Origin of the sequence: Pseudomonas sp. ACN5 (assembly GCF_002303975.1) — a bacterium.
Lineage (GTDB): Bacteria > Pseudomonadota > Gammaproteobacteria > Pseudomonadales > Pseudomonadaceae > Aquipseudomonas > Aquipseudomonas laurylsulfatiphila.
On sequence record NZ_MRCP01000001.1, the window covers coordinates 382,643 to 396,886 of the forward strand.

Below are 14,244 nucleotides of genomic sequence, written 5' to 3' on the forward strand. Positions count from 1 at the left end.
CTGAAACCGAATTTAAGGAACCACAGACAATGGCTATCGAGATCAAAGCCCCCACTTTCCCGGAATCGGTTGCCGATGGCACCGTTGCCACCTGGCACAAACAACCGGGCGATGCGGTCAAGCGCGACGAACTGATCGTCGACATCGAAACCGACAAAGTCGTGCTGGAAGTGCTGGCTACCGCTGACGGCGTGCTGGGCGCTATCGTCAAGAACGAAGGCGACACCGTTCTGTCCGACGAAGTCCTGGGCTCCATCGTTGAAGGCGGCGCTGCTGCTGCCGCTCCGGCTGCCGCTGCTGCTCCGGCCGCTGCTGCCGCCGCTCCGGCTGCCGGCGCTGACGAAGACGCTATCGCCGCTCCAGCCGCTCGCAAGCTGGCCGAAGAAAACGGCATCAACCTGGCTTCCGTCAAAGGCACCGGCAAAGATGGCCGTGTCACCAAGGAAGACGTGGTTGCCGCTGTCGAAGCCAAGAAAGCCGCTCCGGCTGCCGCACCTGCCAAGGCTGCTGCTCCGGCTGCCGCTGCTCCTGTGTTCGCTGCTGGCGACCGCATCGAGAAGCGCGTGCCGATGACCCGCGTTCGTGCCACCGTGGCCAAGCGTCTGGTTGAAGCCCAGTCGAACATGGCGATGCTGACCACTTTCAACGAAGTCGACATGACCGAAGTCATGGCGCTGCGTTCGAAGTACAAGGACCTGTTCGAGAAGTCCCACAACGGCGTGCGCCTGGGCTTCATGTCCTTCTTCGTGAAAGCGGCTACCGAAGCACTGAAGCGCTTCCCGGCTGTCAACGCCTCGATCGACGGCGGTGACATCGTTTACCACGGCTACGCTGACGTCGGCGTTGCAGTTTCCAGCGATCGCGGCCTGGTTGTACCGGTTCTGCGTAACGCCGAACTGATGAGCCTGGCTGAAATCGAAGGCGGCATCGCCACCTTCGGCAAGAAAGCCCGCGACGGCAAACTGTCGATGGACGAAATGACCGGTGGTACGTTCACCATCACCAACGGCGGTACTTTCGGTTCGATGATGTCGACCCCGATCGTCAACCCGCCACAAGCCGCTATCCTGGGCATGCACAACATCATCCAGCGTCCTATGGCCATCAATGGTCAGGTCGTTATCCGTCCGATGATGTACCTGGCACTGTCCTACGATCACCGCCTGATCGATGGCAAAGAAGCTGTGACCTTCCTGGTGACCATCAAGAACCTGCTGGAAGATCCGGCTCGTCTGTTGCTGGATATTTAAAAAACAGCGACAAGCTGCAAGTGACAAGCCCCAAGCTCAAGGCGAACGAGTGGGGGCTTCGAGCTTGTGGCTTATTGCTTGTAGCTTGAAGCTAAAAGAGGATTCTTTTACATGTCGCAGAAATTTGACGTAGTAGTGATCGGTGCGGGCCCTGGCGGTTACGTCGCTGCCATCAAGGCCGCGCAGTTGGGTCTCTCCACTGCCTGCATCGAGAAGTACACCGACAAGGAAGGCAAACTGGCTCTGGGCGGTACTTGCCTGAACGTCGGCTGCATTCCATCCAAGGCCCTGCTGGACAGCTCGTGGAAATTCCACGAAGCCCAGGACGGTTTCGCGATCCACGGTATCAATCACGCTGGCGTGACCATGGACGTGCCAGCGATGGTCGGCCGTAAAGCCAACATCGTCAAAGGCCTGACCTCCGGCGTTGCGACCCTGTTCAAAGCCAACGGTGTGACCTCCATCCAGGGTCACGGCAAGCTGCTGGCCGGCAAGAAAGTCGAAGTCACCAAGCCGGATGGCTCGGTAGAAATCATCGAAGCCGAAAACGTCATCCTGGCACCAGGTTCGCGTCCGATCGACATTCCGCCAGCTCCGGTTGACCAGAATGTGATCGTCGACTCCACCGGCGCCCTGGAATTCCAATCCGTTCCAAAACGTCTGGGCGTGATCGGCGCTGGCGTGATCGGTCTGGAACTGGGTTCGGTCTGGTCGCGTCTGGGTGCACAAGTGACTGTCCTGGAAGCCCTGGACACCTTCCTGATGGCAGCTGACACCGCTGTTTCCAAGGAAGCGCTGAAAACCCTGACCAAGCAAGGTCTGGACATCAAGCTGGGCGCTCGCGTCACCGGTTCCAAAGTGAACGGCGACGAAGTCGTGGTGAACTACACCGATGCCAACGGCGAACAGAACATCACTTTCGACAAGCTGATCGTAGCCGTTGGTCGCCGTCCGGTGACCACTGATCTGTTGGCTGCCGACTGCGGCGTGACCCTGGACGAGCGTGGTTTCGTGCACGTTGACGATCACTGCGCCACCACCGTACCGGGCGTTTACGCCATCGGCGACGTGGTTCGCGGCATGATGCTGGCGCACAAGGCGTCCGAAGAAGGCATCATGGTTGTCGAGCGCATCAAGGGCCACAAAGCCCAGATGAACTATGATTTGATCCCTTCGGTTATTTATACTCACCCGGAAATCGCGTGGGTGGGTAAAACCGAGCAGGCCTTGAAAGCCGAAGGCGTTGAAGTTAACGTCGGCACCTTCCCGTTCGCAGCCTCCGGCCGTGCCATGGCTGCCAACGACACCGGTGGTTTCGTCAAGGTGATCGCAGATGCCAAGACAGACCGCGTACTGGGCGTCCACGTGATTGGCCCAAGCGCTGCCGAACTGGTTCAGCAGGGCGCGATCGGTATGGAATTCGGCACCAGCGCTGAAGACCTGGGCATGATGGTTTTCTCCCATCCGACCCTGTCTGAAGCCTTGCACGAAGCTGCTTTGGCAGTGAATGGCGGCGCCATCCACATCGCCAACCGCAAGAAGCGTTAAGAGATAATAAGAAACCACGGCGGTTTGGCCCGTCGTGAGCCTTGCATGCAAGACTCACCGCGGAATATCCGCTGGACGCAGTCTTGCATAGCTCAGCTATGCAAGCAGCAGTCACAGGTGGTGCGGCACTTGAATAAGTGCAGCACCGAATGCGCAGTACCTAACGAAGACGGTAATAAGCATGAATCTTCACGAGTATCAGGGTAAGCAGCTGTTCGCTGAGTACGGCCTGCCAGTATCCACCGGTTACGCGGTAGACACCCCGGAAGCAGCAGCAGAAGCTTGCGACAAAATCGGCGGCAGCGAGTGGGTTGTCAAAGCCCAGGTCCACGCCGGTGGTCGCGGTAAAGCGGGCGGCGTAAAGCTGGTTCGCAACAAAGAAGACGCCAAAGCCTTCGCACAGCAGTGGCTGGGCAAGCGTCTGGTGACTTACCAGACTGACGCCAATGGTCAGCCAGTCACCAAGATCCTGGTTGAATCGTGCACTGATATCGCTAAAGAGCTGTACCTGGGCGCTGTCGTTGACCGTTCGAGCCGTCGCATCGTGTTCATGGCTTCCACCGAAGGTGGCGTGGACATCGAGAAAATCGCTCACGACACGCCAGAAAAAATTCTGAAGGCCACTATCGATCCACTGGTTGGCGCTCAGCCATTCCAGGGTCGCGAGCTGGCTTTCCAGCTGGGGCTGGAAGGCAAGCAAGTTGCCCAGTTCGCCAAGATCTTCGTAGGTCTGGCCAAACTGTTCCAGGATCACGATCTGGCCCTGCTGGAAGTGAACCCGCTGGTGATCAAGGCTGACGGCGATCTGCACTGCCTGGACGCCAAGATCAACATCGACGCCAACGCCATGTACCGTCAGCCTAAGCTGAAGACTTTCCACGATCCGTCGCAAGACGATCCGCGCGAAGCGCACGCTGCCAAGTTCGAACTGAACTACGTAGCACTGGAAGGCAACATCGGTTGCATGGTCAACGGTGCTGGCCTGGCCATGGGTACCATGGACATCGTCAACCTGCATGGCGGCAAGCCAGCCAACTTCCTCGACGTGGGCGGCGGCGCTACCAAGGAACGCGTTACCGAAGCGTTCAAGATCATCCTGTCCGACACTAACGTCGCTGCAGTACTGGTCAACATCTTCGGCGGCATCGTTCGTTGCGACATGATTGCCGAAGGCATCATCGGCGCGGTGAAAGAAGTCGGCGTGAAAATCCCGGTTGTTGTTCGCCTTGAAGGCAACAACGCTGAGCTGGGCGCTAAAGTACTGGCAGAAAGCGGTTTGAACATCATCGCTGCTACCAGCCTGACCGACGCTGCTCAACAAGTTGTCAAAGCTGCGGAGGGCAAATAATGAGCGTCCTGATCAATAAAGACACCAAAGTTATCTGCCAGGGTATTACCGGTTCGCAAGGTAGTTTCCACACCCAGCAAGCCATCGAGTACGGCACCAAGATGGTTGGTGGTGTAACTCCAGGCAAAGGCGGCACCGAGCACCTGGGTCTGCCAGTGTTCAACACCGTTAAAGACGCAGTCGCTGCCACTGGCGCCACCGCCAGCGTGATCTACGTTCCGGCTCCTTTCTGCAAGGACTCGATCCTGGAAGCTGCTTTCGGCGGCATCAAGCTGATCGTCTGCATCACCGAAGGCATTCCTACCCTGGACATGCTGGACGCTAAAGTTAAGTGCGACGAGCTGGGTGTTACCCTGATCGGCCCTAACTGCCCAGGCGTGATCACTCCAGGCGAATGCAAGATCGGCATCATGCCAGGTCACATTCACTTGCCAGGCAAGGTCGGTATCGTTTCCCGTTCCGGCACCCTGACCTACGAAGCTGTGAAGCAGACTACTGACGCCGGTTTCGGTCAGTCGACTTGCGTCGGCATCGGTGGTGACCCGATCCCGGGTTCGAACTTCATCGACATCCTGAAGCTGTTCCAGGAAGACCCGAAGACCGAAGCGATCGTGATGATCGGTGAGATCGGCGGTTCGGCTGAAGAAGAAGCGGCTGCCTACATCAAGGCACACGTGACCAAGCCGGTTGTTTCCTACATCGCTGGTGTGACTGCTCCTCCGGGCAAGCGCATGGGCCATGCTGGCGCAATCATCTCTGGCGGCAAAGGCACTGCAGACGAGAAATTCGCTGCTCTGCAAGACGCAGGCGTTAAAACCGTGCGTTCGCTGGCAGACATCGGCAAGGCCCTGGCCGAGCTGACTGGTTGGGCTGTCAAGTAAGCCTCGCGCTTGGCTGACGCTTTACCAGACAAAGGCCACCTTCGGGTGGCCTTTGTCGTTTCCGGCATTTGTGTTGGCTCTGCTGGCCCCTTCGCGGGCAAGCCCGCTCCCACATTTTGTACGCGTTCCAATGTGGGAGCGGGCTTGCCCGCGAAGGCGGACTTACAGACACCAACCATTTATATGCATAAACGCGACACGAAAATGTCGTGTATCGGATAGTTCGCCCTCTAACAGTGCGTTTCTGGTCCAAATTCGTTAGGCTACGCGCCATTTTTGCGTCCGCGGCCCACAAGGCACCAACGCGCTAAAAGGGTCGGTCTTATACGGACTGACAGCATTTCCCTCACCCATAGGGAAATCCCTCTCTAAATTCCGATTCAGTAGTGTGGTATTTCCTTAATGAAAGTGTTGAAAGGCCAGGACATCCTGGCACTTGGTTTTATGACGTTTGCCCTGTTCGTCGGGGCTGGCAACATCATCTTCCCGCCTATCGTCGGTTTGCAGTCCGGGCCTAATGTCTGGATGGCGGCGCTGGGTTTCCTGGTCACGGCCGTTGGGCTGCCGGTGATCACCGTTGTGGCGCTGGCGAAGGTCGGCGGCGCAATGGATGCCTTGAGCAGCCCGATCGGTAAAATCGCCGGTGGCCTGTTGGCAGCGGCCTGCTACCTCGCTGTTGGCCCGCTGTTCGCGACGCCACGTACCGCGACGGTATCCTTCGAAGTGGGCCTGGCGCCGCTGACCGGCGAGAGCCCGCTGGCGTTGTTCCTGTACAGCTCGGTCTACTTCCTGCTGGTGTTCTTCATCTCGCTGTACCCAGGCCGTTTGCTGGATACCGTAGGGCGCTTCCTCGCTCCGCTGAAGATCATCGCCCTGGCCGTGCTGGGCATTGCAGCATTCGCCCTGCCGGCCGGAGACATTGGCCAGGCCACGCCTGAATACGTGGCGGCACCGTTTTCCCAAGGCTTCATCAATGGTTACCTGACCATGGATACCTTGGGCGCCCTGGTGTTCGGCATCGTCATCGTCAACGCCATTCGCTCCCGCGGCGTCGAGTCGCCAGCACTGATCACCCGTTATGCGATCATCGCCGGCCTGATCGCCGGCGTCGGCCTGGCGCTGGTTTACGTCAGCCTGTTCCGTCTCGGTTCGGGCAGCCATGAAGTGGCCGCTGGCGCGACCAATGGCGCGGCGGTATTGCACGCTTACGTGCAGCACACCTTCGGTTCGCTGGGCAGTGGTTTCCTGGCCGTGCTGATTTCCCTGGCGTGCCTGGTGACCGCGGTCGGCCTGACCTGTGCCTGCGCCGAGTACTTCAGCCGAGTGCTGCCGCTGTCCTACAAGACACTGGTGATCATCCTCGCGGTGTTCTCGCTGCTGGTGTCCAACCTGGGCCTGACCAAGCTGATTGCGTTCTCGATCCCGGTGCTCACCGCGATCTACCCACCGTGCATCGTTCTGGTGGCGTTGAGCTTCTGCAAGGACTTCTGGCATGAGCAGGGTCGTATCCTCGGCCCGGTCATGCTGGTGTCGTTCCTCTTCGGCCTGATCGACGCCCTCAAGGGTGCAGGCCTGGCGGACTGGATGCCGACGCAAATGGCCCACCTGCCGCTGAGCGAGCAGGGCCTGGCCTGGCTGGTGCCTTCGGTGATGACGCTGGTGGTTGCCGTGGTCTGCGACCGTCTGCTGGGCAAGCGCGAAGAAGCGCTGGCTTAAGCTTTACCGGCCCGTCACAAGCGGGCCTGTGAAAAAAACAGAAATGCCCCGTATCAATCGATACGGGGCATTTTTTTATGGGGTGATGCGGTGTCTTTTGCGTTGAGCTAACGTCGAAGCATTGCAAATCCTGATGTGGGAGCGGGCTTGCTCGCGAAGACGGTGGGTCAGTCAACATCAATGTTGAATGATAAGCCGCCTTCGCGAGCAAGCCCGCTCCCACAGGGATTCGGTACTCCTCTTGCACATCACAAGGACCTGCATGTCGTTCATCCAAGCCAACCTGATCCACATACTTGCCGCCATCTGGTTCGTCATCTGTTGGGGCGGGTACACCCGCTATGCCACCTGGAAAGGCCGTGACACCGCGTGCCTGGCCAGTGTGCTGCACCTCTATCGTGAAGACTGGATGCGCCGCATGCTGCTGCGCGACAACCGCATCGCCGATGCCAGCGTGATCGGCAACCTGGAACGCAACGCTTCGTTCTTCGCCTCCAGTACGTTGATTATCCTGGCCGGTATTCTCACGGTGCTGGGGGCTTCGGAAAGGGCGGTATCGTTGCTGGCGGATATCCCGATGGTGCAACAGGCGTCCCAGGGCATGTCGGAAATCAAGTTGCTGTGCCTGGCGCTGGTGTTTGTCTATGCGTTCTTCACGTTCAGCTGGTGCATGCGCCAGTACAACTTTGCGGCAGTACTGGTGGGTTCGGCGCCAATGGTCGGCGAGCGTCTTGTGTCGGAGCAGGAGCGCAAGGCGTTCGCTTCACGTGCGGCCCGCGTCATCTCCATGGCCGCCAACCAGTTCAACTTCGGGCTGCGTTCCTATTACTTCGGCATGACCATGCTGGCCTGGTTTGTCAGTCCCTGGCTGTTCATGTTGATGAGTGCCGGCGTGGTATTTGTGTTGTACCGTCGCGAGTTTCACTCTGACGTTCTCGACGTGATGGTCTATACCCCTACAGAGGCGCCATTGCCCGAGGTGAACAAAGAGGCTGCTTGATGAGTATTCCGTTCTGGTGTGTGTTTATCAGTGCCGTGCTGATTTACGTGGCGCGTATGCCTGTGACCAAGGCCATGAAAGAGCAGGGCGGTTACAACAATCACCTGCCGCGCCAGCAGCAGGGCCAACTCACAGGTTTCGGTGCCCGTGCGCTGGCGGCGCATCAGAATAGTTTTGAAGCCTTCATATTGTTTGCGGTGGGTGTGTTGATGGCGCATACAACGCAGACGGCAGGCTGGCTCATCGATTTGCTCGCGATCATCTTTGTGATCACTCGGGTTATTTATCTGGTGTGTTACTGGAAGGACCTGGCCTGGCAACGCAGTCTGGTCTGGCTGGTGGGATTAATCTGTTCGCTGTTGCTGATGATTAGTCCGACTTTTCGAACGATTTTGCTCTAAGCATTTTTTTGAAGGCAAAAGAAAACCCGCACTTGGCGGGTTTTCTTTTGTCACGCTAAAAACCGGATTAGTTCTTAGGCGCTTCCGGAGCGGCTGGAGTGGCCGGAGCAGCCGGAGCAGCTTCTTTTGCCGCTTCCGCGTTCGATTCAGCCTGAGCTTTGGCGGCTTCGGCGTTTTCCTTCGCCGCGTCGTTCACTTTATCCTGAGCTTCGTTCATTTTTTGCTGGGCTTGCTCAGCATGTTGGTTAGCATCTTGAGCTTTGTCCTCGGATTTTTTATCGCAGGCAGCGAGACCGAGGGAAGCGGTCAACATCAAGGCAATAGCTAAAGTCTTACGCATGGGGTGTTTCTCCTGATGAAAAGCATGTACTGGCATTAAGAGCTCACACATCAGGGTTAAGTTCCTTAATTCTTTCAGATATATAAGTTTTGTTCTAATGCGGAACTTTTACCCGGACTGCCACCGCATTGCACGAACGTAAACAAGAGTGTTTATCAAATGGCTGAAAACCCCGTTTTTGAGCAAGCAAAGCGCTTTCTGTCGGCGCTGCGACATTGTCAGGTACTTGGACTAAGCGTTCACAGCGCCAGCAGCGAAGGGCTGACAATTGTGCTGCCGTACAGCCCGCAGATCGTTGGCAATCCCGAAACCGGTGTGATTCATGGCGGGGCACTGACCTCGCTGATGGACACGGCCTGTGGCATGGCGACGCTCTGTGTGCTCCCGGAGTTCGAAGTCTGCCCGACCCTCGACCTGCGCATCGACTACATGCACGCCGCCGAACCGCACAAGGACGTCTATGGCTTCGCCCAGTGCTACCGGGTCACCACCGACGTGATTTTTGCCCGTGGCTTCGCCTATCAGGATGATCCCGGGCAACCCATTGCCCATGTGATGGGCACATTCATGCGCATGGGCAAGAACATTAAAGGCACCAAGGGCTTTGGTAGCGCCGTCGCCGGAGGTGCGCAATGAGCGATTCGCTGAAGGATCAATTGCAAAAGGCCCATGAGCAGGGCGATTACGCCTCGCTGCTGGGTTTGATTCCCTATGCCCGGCTGATCGGCGTCGAATGTTCACGGGTGGGCGATGAGCTGCTGTTCAAGCTGCCGGCGAACAAGGACAACATCGGCAACCCTTTGCTGCCGGCGATTCATGGCGGTGTGATCGCCGGGTTCATGGAATTGGCAGCGGCGCTGCACCTGCTGGTGTTTACCGGATCACCCGGGGTGCCGAAGATCATCGACTTCTCCCTGGATTACCTGCGAGCCGGGCAGTTTCGCGACACCTGGGCCCGATGCCAGGTTTGCCGCCAGGGTCGTCGGGTTGCCAACGTGGCGATTACCGCCTGGCAAAGCACTGAGGCCGAACCCATCGCCACGGCCCGTGCACATTTCAAACTCGAAGAGCCCTTGAAATCCTGAACTCAGCCCCAAACTCTGATGACAACCCGCCGCTGACCCTCAAGGTCGCGGCTTATGCCATCTGATTGGAGTTTGATGACCATGAGTGTGGAAACTCAAAAGGAAACCCTGGGCTTCCAGACCGAGGTGAAGCAGCTGCTGCATCTCATGATCCATTCGCTGTATTCCAACAAGGAAATTTTCCTTCGCGAATTGATCTCGAACGCCTCTGACGCTGTCGACAAATTACGTTTCGAAGCCCTGGCCAAGCCAGAGCTGCTGGAAGGCGGCGCCGAACTGAAAATCCGCGTGAGCTTCGACAAGGACGCTAAAACCGTCACCCTCGAAGACAACGGTATCGGCATGAGCCGCGAAGATGCGATCACCCACCTGGGAACCATCGCCAAGTCCGGCACCGCCGATTTCATGAAGCACCTGACCGGCGACCAGAAGAAAGACTCGCACCTGATCGGCCAGTTCGGTGTCGGTTTCTACTCCGCCTTCATCGTCGCCGACAAGGTCGATGTGTACAGCCGTCGTGCCGGCAGCGCTGCCAGCGAAGGCGTGCACTGGTCGTCCAAGGGCGAAGGTGACTTCGAAGTCGCGACCATCGACAAGGCCGAGCGCGGCACTCGCATCGTCCTGCACCTGAAATCCGGTGAAGACGAGTTCGCCGATGGCTGGCGCCTGCGCAACATCATCAAGAAATACTCCGACCACATCGCCTTGCCGATCGAGTTGCCCAAAGAAGTGGCAGCCGCCGAAGGCGAAGAGAAGCCTGCCGTTGAATGGGAAACCGTCAACCGCGCCAGCGCTCTGTGGACCCGTCCGCGTACCGAGATCAAGGACGAGGAATACCAGGAGTTCTACAAGCACATCGCTCACGATTTCGAAAATCCGCTGAGCTGGAGCCACAACAAGGTCGAAGGCAAGCTGGAGTACAGCTCGCTGCTGTACGTGCCGACCCGTGCTCCGTTCGACCTGTACCAGCGTGAAGCGCCAAAAGGCCTGAAGCTGTACGTGCAGCGCGTGTTCGTCATGGATCAGGCCGAGTCCTTCCTGCCGCTGTACCTGCGCTTCATCAAGGGTGTGGTCGACTCCAACGACCTGTCGCTGAACGTGTCGCGGGAAATCCTGCAGAAAGACCCGATCATCGACTCCATGAAGTCGGCGCTGACCAAGCGCGTGCTGGACATGCTGGAAAAACTGGCGAAGAACGAGCCTGAGCAATACAAGGGCTTCTGGAAAAACTTCGGTCAGGTCATGAAGGAAGGCCCGGCAGAAGATTTCGCCAACAAGGAAAAAATCGCCGGTCTGCTGCGTTTCGCATCGACCCATGGTGACGATGGCGAGCAGGTTGTCGGCCTGGCCGAGTACCTGGCGCGCGCCAAGGAAGGTCAGGACAAGATCTACTACCTGACCGGCGAAACCTACGCACAGGTCAAGAACAGCCCGCACCTGGAAGTCTTCCGCAAGAAAGGCATCGAAGTGCTGCTGTTGACCGACCGCATCGACGAGTGGCTGATGAGCTACCTCAGCGACTTCGACGGCAAGAGCTTCGTCGACGTGGCGCGCGGTGACCTGGACCTCGGCAACCTGGACTCGGAAGAGGACAAGAAGGCTGCGGAAGAAGTCGCGAAGTCCAAAGAAGGTCTGGTTGAGCGTCTGAAAACCGCGCTGGGCGAATCCGTTGCGCAAGTTCGGGTGTCCCATCGCCTGACCGACTCGCCAGCGATCCTGGCCATCGGTGAGCAGGACCTGGGCTTGCAGATGCGCCAGATTCTGGAGGCCAGCGGGCAGAAGGTTCCGGATTCGAAGCCGATCTTCGAATTCAACCCGGCTCACCCGCTGATCGAGAAGCTCGACAACGAGCAGAGCGACGAGCGCTTCGGTGATCTGTCGCACATCCTCTTCGATCAGGCGGCCCTGGCGGCCGGCGACAGCTTGAAAGATCCGGCGGCCTATGTGCGCCGTCTGAACAAACTGTTGGTCGAGCTATCGGCTTGACTGTGTTGTAGAAAAACCCGCTTCGGCGGGTTTTTTCATTCTGGTGTTCAACAATCAGGAGTCAGAAATGAGCCAAATCACTGTACGTTCCGTTGCCTATCAGATTGATGGCCAGGCCTACGAAAGCCGTCTGGCCTTCGATGCCGACCATAAAGGCCCGCGTCCGGGCTTGTTGATGGCGCCGAACTGGATGGGCGTCAGCGCCGGTGCCGAGGAGATCGCCAGGTCCGTGGCGGCCAAGGGCTACGTGGTGCTGATCGCCGACCTTTACGGGCAATCGGTTCGTCCGTCGAACAATGACGAGGCCGGGGCGGCAATGATGCCGCTGAAGAATGACCGTGGGTTACTGCGCAAGCGCATGCAGGTGGCGTTCGAGCAGTTGCAGAGCCAGGGCGAGGCGGCAGTCGATACGTCGAAGCTGGCGACCTACGGTTTCTGTTTCGGCGGTTGCTGTGCCCTGGAGTTTGCCCGTACCGGTGCGCCGGTGAAGGCCGCGGTATCCTTCCACGGCACGCTGGATACACCGAATCCTGCCGACGCGAAAAACATCAAGGGTAAGGTCCTGGTCCTGCACGGTGCCTCCGATCCACTGGTGCCGAAGGAGCAGTTGCCGGCGTTCGAAGATGAAATGAACGCGGCCGGTGTGGACTGGCAGTTGCTGAGCTACGGCGGTGCGTTTCACTCGTTCACCGATCCGCATGCGAATGTGCCGGGGATGATGATGTATGACGCCAAGGTGGCTTCCCGCGCGTTCACGTCGATGCATAACTTGCTGGATGAAGTGTTCAGGGGCTGACCATGATTGGGTCGGTGTGAGTGCCGGCCCCTTCGCGGGCAAGCCCGCTCCCACAGGAACTTGCGTTGTTTGCAATTTTTGTGATCGACACGATCAACTGTGGGAGCGGGCTTGCCCGCGATGGCGGTGTAACTGGCGCCGAAAACTTTAAGGCAATTCGATCCTCTCACTTTCCCCCGGCACCGTCGGCCAGTCCCCGGCCGCCCAGCGCCGGCGCGCTTCATCAATCGCCGCCGGATCGCTCGCGACAAAATTCCAGTTGATCCGCCGTGGCCCGTCCAGCGGCGCGCCGCCAAACAACACGGCGTGACTGTCGCTTTCAGCGAAAAGTGTCATTTCTTCCCCGGTCGGCAACACAACCAGCGAATACGGTTCTATCAGCTCGCCATCCAGTTGCACCTCGCCGCTCAACACATACAGCGCACGTTCTTCATGCTCGGTGGGAATCAGCAATGTCGTCGCCGTTTGCAGGTGCAATTCTGCGTACAACGTAGGAGAAAGCACCGGCACCGGTGACTCCAGGCAAAAGCCCGACCCGGCAATCATGCGGATCTTCACCCCCAGGTTTTCGCTGACTGGCAAGGTGGACGCCGGATGGTGGCTGTAATGCCCCGGACCCTGTTCTTTTTCCTTGGGCGATGCCAGCCAGATCTGCAAACCGTGCATCGTGAAGCCGCTCTCCTTGAGTGCCTCGGGCGTGCGTTCGACGTGGGCAATGGCGCTGCCGGCCGTCATCCAGCTGACATCGCCGGTATCAACAACCTGATCGGAACCCAGGCTGTCCTTGTGCTGGATTTGCCCCTGGAACAAATAGGTCAGGGTGGACAGGCCGATGTGTGGGTGCTGGCGGATATTCATGCCTTTGCCCGGCGGATAACGGGTTTCCAGCATGTGATCGAAAAACACGAATGGCCCGACGCTGCGGCACTTGGCGGATGGCAGTGGACGCAGGATCGGCTGACCTTCGACGTCTTCGGTGCGGGGGCGTATCACGAGCGGAGTGTTCATGGTGCGTTCCAGGCTGAGCGGGTGATGCGTTCGAGCATAACCCGCTTGCGCAGCCCTTGCCGCTATTGGCTGAAGGCGCCTTCGGACAAGTGCGTTTCGATGCTGACTTCAGACGTGGTCATCAGCTTGTGGATCGGGCAGCGATCGGCCACGCGGTGCAGTTCGTCGCGCTGGGCGTCGGTGAGTACACCCTTGAGGGTCAGTTTGACGTGCAGCGTGTATTGGCCTTTCTGTTCCAGGCTGTTGTCGCGCTTGACCTCGACGCCGACGCCGGTCAACGGGATGTCCTTCTTCTTTGCATAGAGCTTGAGGGTCAGGGCTTTGCAGGCGCCGAGCGCGGCATCGAAATAATCGTGCGGTTCCGGCGCAGTGCCTTCACCGCCCGCCGTGACGGGCGCGTCGGCGAAGAGTTCATGGTCATCGATTTGTACGCTGTGGCGAAAGCCTTCGGCAGAAACGGTGTTGACGGTAACGGTCATGGGAAACCTCGCAAGCAACAGATGTTTGTTCGATCAAAAAGACCTTGAAGGTATAGAGCATGGTGCCGGATGTGCGTTCCGGTTTTCTTGTACGGGTGGGGCTTTTCGCTGAATCGTTACCGTAGCCGTGATGGTATTTTGCACGCAGCAACGTCGCAAGCTTCGGGCGAGTCCGACCGCATTGCCCAACACGGCCGTGAACAAGTGCACCAGACAGTGCTGTCGATCGGGTCGCTGGCTGAGGATGTCACCACCAATGTTGCTCAGGTCGAAGAACTGGCGCAACAGAGCCCGCCCGGAGCGGACCAGGTCAGTGCGGCGAGTCAGGAGTTGTCGCGGTTGTCGGTAGACCTCAATACCTTGGTGGCACGCTTCTCGGTCTGAATTTTTGATAAAAAAAAGCCCC

Annotated in this window: 14 protein-coding genes and 1 pseudogene; 12 read left to right on the forward strand and 3 right to left on the reverse strand. The window is 58.3% G+C overall.

The annotated features are described in order from the left end of the window. The first annotated feature begins 29 nt into the window (after positions 1–29). The 7 genes from odhB to BSF40_RS01905 all read left to right on the forward strand — a co-directional run bounded on the left by odhB (position 30) and on the right by BSF40_RS01905 (position 8,144). Entirely contained in the window at positions 30–1,250 is a 1,221-nt protein-coding gene (odhB, locus tag BSF40_RS01875) for a 2-oxoglutarate dehydrogenase complex dihydrolipoyllysine-residue succinyltransferase (RefSeq protein ID WP_007977514.1), read from the forward strand. A gap of 111 nt (positions 1,251–1,361) precedes the next feature. Further along, positions 1,362–2,798 (forward strand): dihydrolipoyl dehydrogenase, encoded by a 1,437-nt coding sequence (lpdA, locus tag BSF40_RS01880; protein ID WP_008017863.1) that lies wholly within the window; start codon positions 1,362–1,364, stop codon positions 2,796–2,798. Positions 2,799–2,979: 181 nt separating this feature from the next. Continuing rightward, a complete protein-coding gene (gene sucC / locus BSF40_RS01885) occupies positions 2,980–4,146 on the forward strand; it encodes an ADP-forming succinate--CoA ligase subunit beta (RefSeq protein ID WP_003223015.1) in 1,167 nt (388 codons plus the stop codon). Beyond that, positions 4,146–5,027, forward strand: a complete 882-nt coding sequence (sucD, locus tag BSF40_RS01890; RefSeq protein WP_003223019.1) for a succinate--CoA ligase subunit alpha — start codon at positions 4,146–4,148, stop codon at positions 5,025–5,027. The genes sucC and sucD overlap by 1 nt, the downstream gene beginning before the upstream one ends. 402 nt (positions 5,028–5,429) lie before the next feature. After that, positions 5,430–6,743 carry a branched-chain amino acid transport system II carrier protein gene (gene brnQ, locus BSF40_RS01895; protein ID WP_095963893.1) on the forward strand — a complete coding sequence of 438 codons (1,314 nt, stop codon included), beginning with the start codon at positions 5,430–5,432 and terminating at the stop codon, positions 6,741–6,743. Between the two features lie 262 nt (positions 6,744–7,005). Next, positions 7,006–7,743, forward strand: coding sequence for a DUF599 domain-containing protein (locus BSF40_RS01900; protein WP_095963894.1), 738 nt, complete (start codon positions 7,006–7,008; stop codon positions 7,741–7,743). Further along, entirely contained in the window at positions 7,743–8,144 is a 402-nt protein-coding gene (locus BSF40_RS01905; protein WP_095963895.1) for an MAPEG family protein, read from the forward strand. The genes BSF40_RS01900 and BSF40_RS01905 overlap by 1 nt, the downstream gene beginning before the upstream one ends. 67 nt (positions 8,145–8,211) lie before the next feature. Here BSF40_RS01905 and BSF40_RS01910 read toward each other — a convergent pair whose 3' ends face one another. Beyond that, on the reverse strand, positions 8,212–8,484 hold the full coding sequence (locus BSF40_RS01910; protein WP_095964056.1) for a hypothetical protein: 273 nt from the start codon (positions 8,482–8,484) through the stop codon (positions 8,212–8,214). Between the two features lie 159 nt (positions 8,485–8,643). On the opposite strand from BSF40_RS01910, the gene BSF40_RS01915 reads away from it, so the two are divergent. The 4 genes from BSF40_RS01915 to BSF40_RS01930 all read left to right on the forward strand — a co-directional run bounded on the left by BSF40_RS01915 (position 8,644) and on the right by BSF40_RS01930 (position 12,351). Continuing rightward, positions 8,644–9,120 (forward strand): PaaI family thioesterase, encoded by a 477-nt coding sequence (locus tag BSF40_RS01915; protein WP_095963896.1) that lies wholly within the window; start codon positions 8,644–8,646, stop codon positions 9,118–9,120. Then, the gene (locus BSF40_RS01920; protein ID WP_095963897.1) at positions 9,117–9,569 is read left to right on the forward strand and encodes a PaaI family thioesterase; all 453 of its coding nucleotides are present in this window, start codon (positions 9,117–9,119) and stop codon (positions 9,567–9,569) included. The genes BSF40_RS01915 and BSF40_RS01920 overlap by 4 nt, the downstream gene beginning before the upstream one ends. An 81-nt stretch (positions 9,570–9,650) precedes the next feature. After that, positions 9,651–11,555, forward strand: coding sequence for a molecular chaperone HtpG (htpG, locus tag BSF40_RS01925; RefSeq protein ID WP_095964057.1), 1,905 nt, complete (start codon positions 9,651–9,653; stop codon positions 11,553–11,555). A gap of 67 nt (positions 11,556–11,622) precedes the next feature. Then, complete coding sequence (locus BSF40_RS01930) at positions 11,623–12,351, forward strand: dienelactone hydrolase family protein (protein WP_095963898.1); 729 nt, start codon at positions 11,623–11,625, stop codon at positions 12,349–12,351. A gap of 147 nt (positions 12,352–12,498) precedes the next feature. On the opposite strand, the gene BSF40_RS01935 is transcribed toward BSF40_RS01930, so the two are convergent. Both BSF40_RS01935 and BSF40_RS01940 read right to left on the reverse strand, forming a co-directional pair. After that, complete coding sequence (locus BSF40_RS01935; protein WP_095963899.1) at positions 12,499–13,359, reverse strand: pirin family protein; 861 nt, start codon at positions 13,357–13,359, stop codon at positions 12,499–12,501. Between the two features lie 62 nt (positions 13,360–13,421). Further along, entirely contained in the window at positions 13,422–13,838 is a 417-nt protein-coding gene (locus BSF40_RS01940; protein ID WP_095963900.1) for an OsmC family protein, read from the reverse strand. A 147-nt stretch (positions 13,839–13,985) separates the two neighbouring features. On the opposite strand from BSF40_RS01940, the pseudogene BSF40_RS01945 reads away from it, so the two are divergent. Next, a pseudogene (locus BSF40_RS01945) lies at positions 13,986–14,222 on the forward strand (methyl-accepting chemotaxis protein); the annotation flags it as partial. Positions 14,223–14,244: the final 22 nt, after the last annotated feature.